This window comes from Pseudomonas sp. TH06 (assembly GCF_016651305.1).
GTDB lineage: Bacteria > Pseudomonadota > Gammaproteobacteria > Pseudomonadales > Pseudomonadaceae > Aquipseudomonas.
Genome location: NZ_JAEKEC010000001.1, coordinates 2,617,954 through 2,630,955 on the forward strand (window position 1 = coordinate 2,617,954; position 13,002 = coordinate 2,630,955).

Sequence of the window (13,002 nt, forward strand, 5' to 3'; positions counted from 1 at the left end):
AAATCGCGAGCAGGCTCACTCCTACAGGTATTGCGTTGACCTTGTAGGAGTGAGCCTGCTCGCGATAGCTATCTGTCAGGCAATAAAAATCTTCAAGCCTTAGATCAGCGGCTCATCCGCCTTCTTGTTCTTCCAGCCATCATTGCCCGGCAGAATCAGGTTCAGCGCAATCGCCACCACCGCGCACAGCGCGATGCCTTTGAGGCCGAAGTCGTCCGGGCCAGTGCCGGTACCGACCAGCACACCGCCAATGCCGAACACCAGCGTCACCGAAACGATCACCAGATTGCGTGCTTCGCCCAGATCGATCTTGTGACGGATCAGGGTGTTCATCCCCACCGCCGCAATCGAACCGAACAACAGGCACAGAATCCCGCCCATCACCGGCACCGGAATGCTTTGCAGCAGCGCGCCGAACTTGCCGATGAACGCCAGGCTGATGGCGAAGATCGCCGCCCAGGTCATGATTTTCGGGTTGTAGTTCTTGGTCAGCATCACGGCGCCAGTCACTTCGGCGTACGTGGTATTCGGCGGACCACCGAACAGGCCGGCAGCGGTGGTGGCAATGCCGTCACCCAGCAGCGTGCGGTGCAGGCCCGGCTTCTTCAGGTAATCGCGACCGGTCACGCTGCCGACGGCAATCACGCCGCCGATGTGCTCGATGGCTGGAGCCAGCGCCACGGGAACGATGAACAGAATCGCCTGCCAGTTGAATTCTGGCGCAGTGAAGTGCGGGATCGCAAACCACGGTGCAGCGGCAATCTTCGCGGTATCGACCACGCCGAAATAGAACGCCATGCCGAAGCCGACCAGCACGCCCGAGATGATCGGCACCAGGCGGAAGATGCCCTTGCCGAATACCGCCACGATCAACGTGGTCAGCAGCGCCGGCATCGAGATCATCATTGCGGTCTGGTAGTGGATCAGTTCAGAACCGTCGCCCGCCTTGCCCATCGCCATGTTCGCGGCAATCGGCGCCATGGCCAGGCCGATCGAAATGATCACCGGACCAATCACCACCGGCGGCAGCAGACGGTCAATGAACCCGGTGCCTTTGATCTTCACGGCGAGGCCGAGGAAGGTGTAGACAAAACCGGCCGCCATCACGCCGCCCATGGTCGCGGCGAGGCCGAACTGGCCCTTGGCGAGAATGATCGGGGTGATGAAAGCGAAGCTCGACGCAAGGAACACCGGCACCTGACGCCCGGTGACGATCTGGAACAGAATCGTCCCCAGACCTGCGGTGAACAGTGCCACGTTCGGGTCCAGGCCCGTGATCAGCGGCATCAGCACCAAAGCGCCGAAAGCCACGAACAGCATCTGGGCGCCGGACAGCACCGTGCGCCAGAGCGGATCGTTGAACTCTTGCTGCATGGTCACGCGTCCTTCTGCTTGGTGCCGAAGATCTTGTCACCCGCATCGCCAAGCCCAGGAATGATGTAACCGTGTTCGTTCAGACGCTCATCAATGGACGCGGTGTAGATGGTCACGTCCGGGTGAGCCTTCTCGACGGCAGCAATGCCTTCCGGCGCGGCAACCAGCACCATCGCGCGGATGTCTTTGCAGCCAGCCTTTTTCAAAAGGTCGATGGTTGCGACCATCGAGCTGCCGGTGGCGAGCATCGGGTCGATGATCATTGCCAACCGTTCGTCGATTTCCGGAACCAGTTTTTCCAGATAGGTGTGGGCTTGCAGGGTTTCTTCGTTGCGGGCGACACCCACAGCGGAAACCTTGGCACCCGGGATCAGGCTCAGCACGCCTTCAAGCATGCCGATGCCGGCGCGCAGGATCGGCACGACGGTGATCTTCTTGCCGGCGATTTTCTCGACCGACACGGTGCCGCACCAACCTGCGATATCGTAGGATTCGAGCGGCAAATCTTTTGTAGCTTCATAGGTCAACAGGGCGCCGACTTCCTGAGCAAGCTCGCGGAAATTCTTGGTGCTGATGTCAGCGCGGCGCATCAGGCCGAGTTTATGGCGGATCAGCGGGTGGCGGATCTCGAGGATGGGCATGGAAAAACTCCGGCGGCGGGCAAAAAAAACGGCCTAGATTAATCTATCCGAGGGTGATGTCCTATAGGACATTGAGTACGTTAGTCCATTAAGGCTTGATTCGACCTCGCGGGATGCGTACCTTTGCCCGCTTTTCCGAAAAACATCCCCCTGGAGAGCGCCATGTCCGCTGATCTCGAGCATATCCGTCAAGTCATGCGAGAGGCTGACTGCCTGTACACCGAAGCTGAAGTCGAGGCTGCCATCGCCCGCGTCGGTGCACAAATCAACGAACAACTGGCTGACAGCAACCCGGTGGTGTTCTGTGTGATGAACGGCGGCCTGATTTTCTCCGGCAAGCTGCTGACTCACCTGCAATTCCCGCTGGAAGCGTCCTACCTGCACGCGACCCGTTATCGCAACGAAACCAGCGGCGGCGACCTGTTCTGGAAAGCCAAGCCGGAAGTCTCGTTCATCGACCGCGACGTGCTGATCATCGACGACATCCTCGATGAAGGTCACACCCTGGGCGCGATCATCGACTTCTGCAAACACGCCGGCGCGCGCAAAGTGCACACCGCCGTGCTGATCGATAAGGATCACGACCGCAAGGCGCGGCCTGACCTGAAAGCCGATTTCGTCGGCCTGCCGTGCATTGACCGTTACATCTTCGGTTACGGCATGGACTACAAAGGCTACTGGCGCAACGCCAACGGGATCTTTGCCGTTAAAGGCATGTAAGAACCCCGGCAGCATTCCCTGTAGGAGTGAGCCTGCTCGCGATAGCGGTCTGTCAGCAACGTTGATGTTGACTGATACGACGCTATCGCGAGCAGGCTCACTCCTACAGTTGTTTTTTGTGGGCTGATCCGTTTTGTACACCCATGCTAGAGTGCTCGGCCCCGCCCCCCGGAGCCTGTCATGAGCCGTTTGATCCGCAGCGTTGCCTTCCTGTTGCTGACCCTCAGCCTGCCCTTGGCCGCCGCCCCGATGCACAGCCAATTCCTGCCACCGGACGATCTCACCCTGCGTGACGCCGAACCCGAACAGCAGCAACTGCTGCAGGTCACCGACTATTCAGTGGTGGTTGGCGCGCAACGCCAGTCCAATCAGCAACCGATCCCGGTCACCTCGCCGCTGATGATCCGCCTCAAGGGCAAGTCCCTGAACAAAGGCGCGACGATCACCCAAGTGCTGGTCAATTTCGATGGCGAAAGCAAAAGTCTGAAAAAACCTCTGTATGACGACAAGAGTAAAACCCTGACCTTGTTTTATCCGCTGGCCCAATACCGGGTGGTCATCGATCTGCTGCGCAACGACACCGTCTATGTGCAGTTCCTCAGTTACGCCAACGGCCATATCTGGGCCGATTTGCACACCGGCAGCGTGCGCGCGCGTTGAGCCCGGCGGCAGGGCAGGGGTAAACTGCCCGCCCCGTGTAATGTCTGCGAGCTGGAGTCGGCAATGCGTAAAGATAAGAAACAAGTGATTGGTGACGAGATCGGCGATGAGCAGATCAAGCTGTTCCTCGATTTTGAGCCGGTCGACGCCACTTCGCCGTCGCTGCACAAACTGATCAAGGCCTACCGTGGCCTGCGCATTGATGACTTTGAGCGCTTTCTGACCTTCTTCGTTGCAGCTGGCTACGACGTCGATGGCAAGGACGAGCAGGGCAAGACCTTCGTTGACCTGATCGCCGATCAGCGCAACGCCCCCGAATACATCGAGCTGATCGAAAAGTCCCGTACCTGAGGTCACCCGATACCTATGGCGAGGGGATTTATCCCCGTTCGGCTGCGCAGCAGTCGCAAAATCAGTGAGTGCGGTTTGCCTGACACACCTTAACAGCAGGTTTTGGGGCCGCTTCGCAGCCCAGCGGGGATAAATCCCCTCGCCACAGAAGTCTTGCCAATGTTCACGCATAAGAAAACGCCCCGCACTCACTGAGTACGGGGCGTTTTTTTATGCCGCAAGATCAAGCGAAGCTTGGGGTCTCGCTGCTTTCTTCAACCAGTTCCAGGGCGATGTTGTTCTGCGTGTTGATCTTGCGATACAGCGCAGCATCGGTTTCCAGAACTTTTTCACGGGCCGGGAAGATTTCCGCCAGCTTGCCAGCCCACTCACCCTTGGCCTTGCCCGGGAAGCACTTCTCGATCAGTTCCAGCATGATCGAAACAGTCACCGAGGCACCTGGCGAAGCGCCGAGCAGGGCGGCGAGGGAGCCGTCCTTCGCGGCCACCAGTTCAGTACCGAACTGCAGGATGCCACCCTTTTTCGGGTCTTTCTTGATGATCTGTACCCGTTGGCCGGCCACTTCCAGGCGCCAGTCTTCGGCTTTCGCCTCAGGGTAGAAGCGGCGCAGGGAGTCCAGACGCTGCTCCATCGATTGCATCACTTCGCTGACCAGGTATTTGGTCAGGTCCATGTTGTTTTTCGCCACTGCCAGCATTGGCCCGATGTTGCCGGCGCGAACCGACATCGGCAGGTCCATGAAGGAGCCGTGCTTGAGGAACTTGGTGGTGAAACCGGCGTATGGCCCGAACAGCAGGGATTTCTTGCCATCAACCACGCGGGTGTCCAGGTGCGGCACCGACATCGGTGGCGAACCCACGGCAGCCTGGCTGTAAACCTTGGCCTGGTGATGCTTGACCACTTCCGGGTTGTCGCAACGCAGCCACTGGCCGCTGATCGGGAAGCCGCCGAAGCCTTTGCTTTCTTCGATGCCCGAAGCTTGCAGCAGTGGCAATGCCGCGCCGCCAGCACCGAGGAAGACGAATTTGGCGTCGACTTCACGGCTGCTGCCGCTGTTGACGTCCTTGATGCTGACGGTCCAGCCGGCGCCATTACGCTTGAGGCCAGTCACGCGTTTGCAGTACTTGACCTGGGCGTCGGGGGCGCTGGTCAGGTGCTTGAGCAACTGATTGGTCAGGGCACCGAAGTTGACGTCGGTGCCGTTCATCACGCGGGTCGCGGCGAGCACTTCGTCCGGCGAGCGGCCCGGCATCATCAGCGGCATCCACTCGGCCATCTTGGCCTTGTCTTCGGTGTATTCCATGTCGGTGAAGGCGTGGTGCTTGCTCAACACGTCGAAACGTTCCTTGAGGAACGACACACCTTTGTCGCCCTGTACGAAACTCAGGTGCGGCACCGGGCTGATGAAGGATTTGCACGAGCCGAAGGTGCCTTTTTTGGTCAGATACGACCAGAACTGCTTGGACACTTCGAACTGGGTGTTGATGTGCACGGCTTTCTTGATGTCGACGGTGCCGTCGGCAGCCTGCGGCGTGTAGTTCAGCTCGCACAGGCCGGCGTGACCGGTACCGGCGTTGTTCCACGGGTTGGAACTCTCCGCAGCACCGGAATCCATCAGCTCGACGACTTCCAGCTTGATCGCGGGGTCGAGCTCTTTGAGCAGCACTGCAAGGGTGGCACTCATGATGCCGGCCCCAACCAGTACTACGTCGACTGCTTCGTTATGCGCCATTTAACGCGTCTCCAAAATCTGCAGCACCAAATTGTCGGCATGGCTGCCAGGCGTTCCGGGGCGAGTCAGTGGTGCCCCAGGTAACGGTGGTCAGGTTCGCCATGTCCGGATCTTCGCAATTTTTCGCAACTTCGACGGATGCAGGCGGCCTGGCTTCAAGGGTTCAATGAACTCATTTCTGCGCAAGGCTGGCAATTCGACTTATGGTCGAGACATCCGTTTTTGTGCAACCAAATCCGTAGCGGACAGGCTTCAGGCTCCGATATTCGAGGTATACCCGGTCCTGTGTCGTTGGGCTGTTCCAGACGCTAATGGTGCATGTTCAGACGCAAAACTATTCATTTGCTCGCCACACTCTTGTGAAGTTGTGAAAACCCGTTTTTTTCACGCTCTTTTGAAGACGTGAACCTCAAAAAGGGCTGTCGAAACCTGGCACCGTGCCCGCAAGGGCAAAACAGCTCAGTGACCGAGCGTCATGACAGCTCTGCAGATTCGCGAAAAGCGGGGTTTTTGCCGGAAGAACAGGCAAGCGCGCCAACTTCACTCGATCTGTGTGGGCGGCTCTCTGTGGGCGATTTTGATGCCAATGCAAGCGCATTGACGCTGTTGCGGGGCCCGATCAGGAGACGTCCTTATAATCGGGGGGAGATTGTATCGAAGAAATGCGCGGAGTTGCTCGTGTTTAATGACTTTTATTAGGCATCCGGTCAGATGCTCAACTGCACTTGTGGCCGTGCGCGCATTTGTCGCGGTATGACCCGGGCGCTGGCGGGCAGCGGCTGGTTCAACCAGTGCAGGCGAATTTCTTCGATTTCTACCCAACTATCGCCCATCGGTTGCAGGCTGCACTGCTTGAATGCCTGGCAGAGGCCGTTGCGGTCGAGCAGGGCAAAGCTGCGGTGCAGCGGGCGTGGAGCGAACAGCGAGATCAGATAGCGCATGGCCGAGTACCTTGTTGGTGGGCTGATTCGAAGGTTGCCGAAGGCCCGTGACGTCAAGGTGTATGGGCGGTGAAGAATCTGTGACAGGAACCGCTTTCGACGGGGTTTGTCAGACATTTCAGTATTCACCGCGCGATGCTGGTGAGCTGCAGTGGCCCACCGCTATACTGCCGGCCTGTTTGTGCCTGATTCTGGAGAGAAGAGCATGTTGCAACGCCTGTTGTTCGGTTTGATCACTGTGGCCGGTTTGACCCTGGCCGGCTGCGCCCACAGCCCGCAACAACTGAGCCCGGAGCCGAAGCTGACCACCCAGCTGGCACCGGTCGGCCGTGGCCAGCCAGTCGTGGTGCGTGTGGTTGACGGTCGTCCGTCGCCAACCCTCGGCACCCGTGGCGGTCTGTACCCGGAAACCAGCGCCATCACCGTGCAGCGTGAGCAGATCCTGCCGAAGCTGCAGGCTCAGGCTGAAGCGGCCGTACGCCTGCTCGGTTTCACCCCGACCAACAATGCGCCAAACGCACCACAGTTGACCGTGACCTTGGCCGAGCTGAAATATCAGTCGCCGAAAGAAGGCATGTACGTGACTGAAGCGACCATCGGCGCGACCTTCCGCTCCGACGTGCAGAACGCCAACCGTCGCTACAGCGGCCGTTACGGTGCTTCGTTGGACCAGCGTTTCGGCATGGCGCCGAACCAGGAAACCAACACCAAACTGGTCAGCGATGTATTGAGCGATGCGCTGACGCGTCTGTTCAAGGACCCGACCGTGGGTCAGATCCTCGCCGAGTAAGTGTTGCGGCGGATGTAAAAAAGCCCGGTGCCAGTGATGGCCCCGGGCTTTTTCAGGCGGCCTGCGAGTAGAAGTCGAGGACACTGACGCCCGTCAGCAAATCAGTCTCAGGCAAATCCGCATGCTGATGCCCGCCCAGTGCGCAATACACCAGCCAATGGCGATCCTGAACATTGAAGGCGAGGCTGCCGACGAGGCTTTGCTGTTCGTCGTAAGGAGTGATGAGGTACAGGCGGTCCTGGTTTTCAGCGTGAAGCATGTCGCGTTCCATGTGCGTTTCGAGGCGCGCAGGGTGGCGTATCCACATGACGAAGCCGTGACACAGGACAGCCATCGGTCGATTGATGGGTTATTTGTCGTAAAAGGGAGGCGTTGGGGGCAGGTTTCGGTAGAATCCCGCCGCGGTCGTCGGTCTGGCGTCTGCCACACCGATTAAGTTTTGAGGTCTGTGATGTCGCTGCACTTGATGACGCTGTTTACCGCCCATCCCGCCAAATTGATCAATCTGTTGGCGCTGTTGCTGGCGTTTCCGGGCAGTTGGCTGCTGCACGCGACCCGCCGCCGCGAACAACGTGCGATGGCCAGCATTGCTGCTCAGCGTCAGGCGCAACCGAACGCCGAGCCGATCCTCGATTGGGCGACGCTGCGCATGAACCGGTTTTTCTATCGTTTTGGTTTCGCCTGTCTGGGCCTTGCACTGATCATCTCGTGGATCAGCACCCGCTTCTGAAGCGAATGCAAAACCTTGTGGTGAGGGGATTTATCCCCGATGGCCTGCGCAGCAGGCCCATGATTTATCAGGCAGAAACATGGGGCCGCTTCGCGACCCATCGGGGATAAATCCCCTCGCCACAGGTGCGCAGTGCTGTTGTTTTACAGCGGCAATCCAGCCTTGACCCGGTACTGATTACGCACCGGCGTCGCATATTGCAGCACCAGATACGGACGATGCTCTACTGGGCACGCGTCCAGCCGGCTCTGCCATTCTTCCTGTGCCTTGGCCAGTTCATCCGCCGGGAACACTTCGGCAGCCTTTGGCACGTTCAGTTGCGGATCCGCGTCCGCCCACTGCGCATACGCCAGGTAATGCACCGGGAACAGGCGATAGCCGCCGAGAATCTGCTTGTCCATCTCGACCGCCAATTGCTTGGTGTCTTCGAACAGTTCTTTGATCGGCGCCGCGAAGTTCACGTGCACCCGGCCCTTGTAGCCGGTGATGCCCTTGGCGATGCTCACGTCATCCTCGCCCGGCGCTTTCGCGTAGGTGCCGGTGGTGGCGCGAATGTACAGCTCGCGGGCCTTGGCCTGGTCGCACGGGTCGTATTCATAGCTGATCGACACCGGGGTGACGTTCAGCGACTGAATCACTTCGCCGAACGGCTCGTCCTTGCGGCTCATGTGGAACATCTTGAGGATCGCCGACTCGGTACGATCGTCGCCATCCTTCGCCCGACCTTCAGCCTGAGCAATCCAGATCGACGCGCAATCGTTGCGGATCGAGTGGTTGATGTACGCCGAGAGCAGTTGATAGGCAGCCATTTTCTCGCGTCGCCCGGTGATCGAGCGGTGCACGATAAAACTCTTGTTCAGACGCATCAGATCGCTGACAAACGGCTTTTGCAGCAGGTTGTCGCCAATCGCAATACGCGGCGTCGGCAGGCCGGCGTGGTACACCGCGTAGTTGACGAAGGCCGGATCCATCACGATGTCGCGGTGGTTGGCGATGAACAGATAGGCGCTGCCGGACTTGAATTGCTCGACACCGGTGTAGGTCACGCCATCGGTAGCACGTTCGATGGTGTGGTCGACGTAAGACTCGACCTTGTCCTGCAAAGTCGCCACCGAGGTTACGTCGGCAAACTCACGACGCAGCCGATGGGCTATAAGTGGTTTGAGCATCCAGCCGAAAGCACCGGCAAAACGCGGGAAGCGGAAGTGGGTGAGGATATCTAGAAACGCCTTGTCGCCGAGCAGTCTTGCCAGTACCACAGGTACTTCGCTGTCGTCGTAAGGTCGGATGGCATCGAATTCGCCCATCATGCTCTCTTGTTGGAAACGGCTAGGGTAAGTAAAGGTGTTGATCAAACACCACGGGGCACGGTCTGAAAAAGTAGCCAGACAAAAATAGCCCTGCAAATAGACCGGCGATTATACGCACAAGTCACTTGGGAGACCGCGATGCTGGAAACCGCACTGTATGAATGTCCGTATTGTGATGAAGAGGTCGAGACGACGGTGGACCTGTCCGCTGGCGATCAGACTTACATCGAGGACTGTCAGGTGTGTTGTCGGCCGATCACGTTCGTATTGCAGGTACATGAAGAGGATTGGTTTCTGGAAGTTTTCAGCGAAAACGAGTGAGGCGCGCCCATGCAGCGAATCTACGAGCCGGAAAACCTGATGGAAGGCGAAATGCTCAAGGGCATGCTTGCCAGCGAAGGCATCGAGGCGCACCTGGTCGGGCGCGATCTGCTTGGCGGCACCGGCGAGTTGCCGATCTTCGGCCTGTTGGGACTGTCGGTCGACAACGATCAGGCCGAGTACGCCCGCGAGCTGATCACCGCGTACAATGCCGCGCTGCCGCTGCCCGGCGATGAACCGGAGAGCTTCCCCGGTACGCTGGTCTGTTAGGCTGACGTTCGTTTTACTTCTGAGTCGTGTTGCCCCATGTGTGGACGTTATGCCCTGTTTCGCTGGAACCGTGATTTCGCGGCCCTGCCAGGTTTTCCTGCCGATCAACTGGCGCAGTGGAACATTTCCCCCAATGATTCGGTGTTGATGCTGCGTGCCGCTGAAGACGGCCAACGCACACTGGCCCGTGCTCGCTGGGGACTGACGCCACCGTGGCTGACCGATCTGTCGCGCACGCCGGCGCATGCCCGGGCGGAAACCGTGGTTGAGCAGCCGATGTTCCGTGAAGCGCTACGTTTGCGCCGTTGTCTGCTGCCGGCCAACGGTTTTTACGAATGGCGCGGAACCCAGCGCAAGCGTCCGTACTGGCTGACACCGGGGGAGGGCTCCTCGCTGTTTTTTGCGGCGATCTGGGAAGCGTATCCGGTGCAGGAACAGGTGTGGCTGAGCACGGCGGTGATCACTCAGTCGGCGGCCAGTCAGCGCCGGCCGTTGATTCTCGATGAGGCGGGGCAGGCCGCGTGGCTCGATCCCGAAACGCCTCTGCACACCTTGCAGGCGCTGCTGGCCAGTGAGCCCGCCGCGTTGCGTGAGCGGGTGTTGGCGAACATGGTCAATGATCCGAAGCTCAACGGGCCGGAGTGTCTGACTCCGGGTTGATATGAAAAGCAAAAAGATCGCAGCCTTCGGTAGCTCCTACAGGAAAACGCGTATTTTCATGTAGGAGCTGCCGAAGGCTGCGATCTGTTGATCTTGCCCTTAAACCTTGAACTGATTGATCAACCGCCGCTGCTGCTCCGCCAGTTTGGTCAGATCGGCACTCGCCGAACTCGACTCATCCGCGCCGCCGGCCACTTCATTGGCCACCTGACCGATATTGATCACGTTGCGATTGATGTCATCGGCCACCGCGCTCTGTTCTTCCGCCGCGCTGGCAATCTGCGTGTTCATGTCGTTGATCACCGACACCGCCTGGGTAATCGTCTCCAGCGCGTCAGCCGCTTTCGCCGCGTGCTGCACGCTTTCGTCGGTGCGGTTCTGGCTGTCTTCCATGACCCGCACCACGTCGCGGGTGCCCTGTTGCAGTTGCTGGATCATCGACTGGATTTCTTCGGTGGCTTTCTGGGTTTTCTGCGCCAGATTGCGCACTTCATCCGCCACCACCGCAAAACCGCGGCCCTGTTCGCCGGCTCGAGCGGCTTCAATCGCCGCGTTCAGCGCCAGCAGATTGGTCTGCTCGGCGATCCCGCGAATCGCGGTCAGAATCGCATTGATGTTCTCGCTGTCCTTGGCCAGCGTCTGCACCACTTCCACCGCCTTGCCGATTTCCACTGCGAGCACGCCAATCGAATTCGACGTGTCGCGCACAATCTGCATGCCTTGACCGGCGGCCTGATCCGCGTGGCTGGCGGCTTGCGCAGCCTGGGTGGCGTTGCGTGCCACGTCCTGCGCGGTGGCGGTCATTTCCTGCACCGCGGTGGCGACCTGATCGATCTCGGCCATCTGTTTCTGGATGCCGATGTTGGTGCGAATCGCAATGTCGGCCGTGTGCTCCGACGAATCGCTGACGCTCTGCACCGACGTCACCACTTGGGTGATCATCGCCTGTAATTTGCTCAGGAAGGTGTTGAAACCCTTGGCGATCGAGCCCAGTTCATCGCTGCGATCACTGCTCAAGCGCCTAGTCAGATCACCTTCGCCCTGAGCGATGTCATCGAGCATGGCGACCATTTGTTTCAGTGGTCGGGCAATGCCGTGGCCGACCAGCCAGATCACCAGCAGGCCGATGCCGGCGATGATCAAACCGACCATGGCCATGCCGAAGGTGTCGGATTTGCGCTGAGCGTCGAGGTCGGCCTGAAGTTTCTGCAGGTCAGCCATCACCGCATTCAACGGCAATTGCAGCATCAGCGTCCAGCGTGCGTCGGTCTGGCCGATGCCGAACGGCAGGTACAACTCGATTCGACCCTTGTCCTTATCGACGGAGTAGGTCACTTCGCCACGCTTGAGATTGGCCATGTTGGCAATCTGTTGCGCGTCGAGGATGTCGCTGACTTTCTCACCGAATTTGCTCGGGTCTTTGGTGTAGGCAACGATCCGCCCGTTACCGCCGACCAGCGCCATCTCGCCGGCGCCGCTGTAGAGCTTCTGGTTGGCAGCGAGGAGCATTTCCTGGATGAAGTTCACCGACAGGTCGGCGCCGACGATGCCCTGGAAGGCTCCGTTGAGCATGATCGGTTCGATAAACGAGGCGAGCATGACGATCTTGTCGCCGACCTTGTAAGGCGCCGGATCGATCACGCAGGATTTCTTGCTCTCTTTCGAGCACAGGTAGTACTCGCTGGCGCGCACGCCGGTGGAGAGGACTTTCTGATCGTCGACGTCCACCAGCTTATCGAGGCCGAGCGTGCCGTCGTCATTGCGGAACCACCACGGCAGAAAGCGCCCGTTGGCCGCGTCGATACCCACCACGCTGGTGCCGATGTAGGCAGCGTCGTTGTGATCCAGAGCGTTTTTTTCCCAGCCGATGTAGGTGCCAAGAATCTTCGGGTTCTTCTCGACGTTCTCTTTGATCAGGCTGATCAGTTGTTCACGGCTGATGTTCAGGCGCGGTTGGCCATCGGCGCCCGGCGTGCCGAGCAGGGCGTTGACCCGCACCAGTCCGCCGGCAATCAATAGCGGCGCTTCCAGTTCGCGCTGGATCTGGCTGACCTGGGTTTGTGCCAGCGATGTCAGGCGCTGCTCGATGACTTGTTCGAACTGGGCTTGGGTGCGCTGCTGCACCATGTCCTGAGTGCGGGCGCCGGAAAACAGCGCATACAGTACCAGCGCGGCGACCACGCTGAGAACGATGGCGCCGGCCAGGGCGGCAACGGAAAACTGGATCGACTTGAACTTCATGGGAGCTCCGCACGCAAGAGGACGTCTGCGCTGTTGTATCGGCAGCAAGCATTGGGCCATGAGTGCGAACAATTGCCATTGAACGCCGATGTCGCAAATGGATCAGTGTGCGACGCAGTTGCAGAGGGCCTGGCGCTCGGTATGAATCTTTTACGACAGCAGCGGTGGGACGCGTCTGAAAGTCGCTGCAATACGTCCGTTGTATCTGGCGTCGATACAATTACCCGCCTAGGATACGCGGCAGGTTTTCAGGGAGCTTTT

General features: G+C 59.2%; 15 protein-coding genes. 8 read left to right on the forward strand and 7 right to left on the reverse strand.

Annotated elements, in window-relative coordinates:
• Positions 1-99: 99 nt before the first annotated feature.
• Complete coding sequence (locus tag JFT86_RS11840) at positions 100-1,374, reverse strand: uracil-xanthine permease family protein (protein WP_103306094.1); 1,275 nt, start codon at positions 1,372-1,374, stop codon at positions 100-102.
• A 2-nt stretch (positions 1,375-1,376) separates the two neighbouring features.
• The gene (gene upp / locus JFT86_RS11845; protein WP_007912842.1) at positions 1,377-2,015 is read right to left on the reverse strand and encodes a uracil phosphoribosyltransferase; all 639 of its coding nucleotides are present in this window, start codon (positions 2,013-2,015) and stop codon (positions 1,377-1,379) included.
• 162 nt (positions 2,016-2,177) lie between these two features.
• Between upp and JFT86_RS11850 the strand changes: the two genes are divergently transcribed.
• The 3 genes from JFT86_RS11850 (at position 2,178) to JFT86_RS11860 (ending at position 3,746) form a co-directional block, all read left to right on the forward strand.
• A complete protein-coding gene (locus tag JFT86_RS11850; RefSeq protein ID WP_053123723.1) occupies positions 2,178-2,735 on the forward strand; it encodes a hypoxanthine-guanine phosphoribosyltransferase in 558 nt (185 codons plus the stop codon).
• Positions 2,736-2,915: 180 nt separating this feature from the next.
• The gene (locus JFT86_RS11855) at positions 2,916-3,395 is read left to right on the forward strand and encodes a hypothetical protein (RefSeq protein WP_201236840.1); all 480 of its coding nucleotides are present in this window, start codon (positions 2,916-2,918) and stop codon (positions 3,393-3,395) included.
• 63 nt (positions 3,396-3,458) lie between these two features.
• On the forward strand, positions 3,459-3,746 hold the full coding sequence (locus tag JFT86_RS11860) for a PA4642 family protein (RefSeq protein ID WP_201236841.1): 288 nt from the start codon (positions 3,459-3,461) through the stop codon (positions 3,744-3,746).
• 223 nt (positions 3,747-3,969) lie between these two features.
• Here JFT86_RS11860 and mqo read toward each other — a convergent pair whose 3' ends face one another.
• Positions 3,970-5,478, reverse strand: a complete 1,509-nt coding sequence (gene mqo / locus JFT86_RS11865; RefSeq protein WP_201236842.1) for a malate dehydrogenase (quinone) — start codon at positions 5,476-5,478, stop codon at positions 3,970-3,972.
• A 707-nt stretch (positions 5,479-6,185) separates the two neighbouring features.
• Positions 6,186-6,419, reverse strand: coding sequence for a hypothetical protein (locus JFT86_RS11870; RefSeq protein WP_201236843.1), 234 nt, complete (start codon positions 6,417-6,419; stop codon positions 6,186-6,188).
• A gap of 205 nt (positions 6,420-6,624) precedes the next feature.
• Between JFT86_RS11870 and JFT86_RS11875 the strand changes: the two genes are divergently transcribed.
• The gene (locus tag JFT86_RS11875; protein ID WP_166221220.1) at positions 6,625-7,209 is read left to right on the forward strand and encodes a YajG family lipoprotein; all 585 of its coding nucleotides are present in this window, start codon (positions 6,625-6,627) and stop codon (positions 7,207-7,209) included.
• Positions 7,210-7,261: 52 nt separating this feature from the next.
• Here JFT86_RS11875 and JFT86_RS11880 read toward each other — a convergent pair whose 3' ends face one another.
• Complete coding sequence (locus JFT86_RS11880; RefSeq protein ID WP_008083982.1) at positions 7,262-7,468, reverse strand: hypothetical protein; 207 nt, start codon at positions 7,466-7,468, stop codon at positions 7,262-7,264.
• Positions 7,469-7,660: 192 nt separating this feature from the next.
• Between JFT86_RS11880 and JFT86_RS11885 the strand changes: the two genes are divergently transcribed.
• Complete coding sequence (locus tag JFT86_RS11885; protein ID WP_103306248.1) at positions 7,661-7,939, forward strand: hypothetical protein; 279 nt, start codon at positions 7,661-7,663, stop codon at positions 7,937-7,939.
• 143 nt (positions 7,940-8,082) lie between these two features.
• Here JFT86_RS11885 and JFT86_RS11890 read toward each other — a convergent pair whose 3' ends face one another.
• Positions 8,083-9,246 (reverse strand): 1-acyl-sn-glycerol-3-phosphate acyltransferase, encoded by a 1,164-nt coding sequence (locus tag JFT86_RS11890; RefSeq protein WP_201236844.1) that lies wholly within the window; start codon positions 9,244-9,246, stop codon positions 8,083-8,085.
• A 141-nt stretch (positions 9,247-9,387) separates the two neighbouring features.
• On the opposite strand from JFT86_RS11890, the gene JFT86_RS11895 reads away from it, so the two are divergent.
• Genes JFT86_RS11895 through JFT86_RS11905 form a run of 3 tightly spaced genes read left to right on the forward strand, consistent with a single transcriptional unit; the run spans position 9,388 to position 10,500 of the window.
• A complete protein-coding gene (locus JFT86_RS11895) occupies positions 9,388-9,570 on the forward strand; it encodes a CPXCG motif-containing cysteine-rich protein (RefSeq protein ID WP_201236845.1) in 183 nt (60 codons plus the stop codon).
• Between the two features lie 9 nt (positions 9,571-9,579).
• Entirely contained in the window at positions 9,580-9,840 is a 261-nt protein-coding gene (locus JFT86_RS11900) for a DUF2007 domain-containing protein (RefSeq protein WP_025109321.1), read from the forward strand.
• 36 nt (positions 9,841-9,876) lie between these two features.
• Positions 9,877-10,500, forward strand: coding sequence for an SOS response-associated peptidase (locus JFT86_RS11905; protein WP_201236846.1), 624 nt, complete (start codon positions 9,877-9,879; stop codon positions 10,498-10,500).
• A 99-nt stretch (positions 10,501-10,599) separates the two neighbouring features.
• On the opposite strand, the gene JFT86_RS11910 is transcribed toward JFT86_RS11905, so the two are convergent.
• Positions 10,600-12,741, reverse strand: a complete 2,142-nt coding sequence (locus tag JFT86_RS11910) for a methyl-accepting chemotaxis protein (RefSeq protein WP_201236847.1) — start codon at positions 12,739-12,741, stop codon at positions 10,600-10,602.
• Positions 12,742-13,002 lie beyond the last annotated feature (261 nt).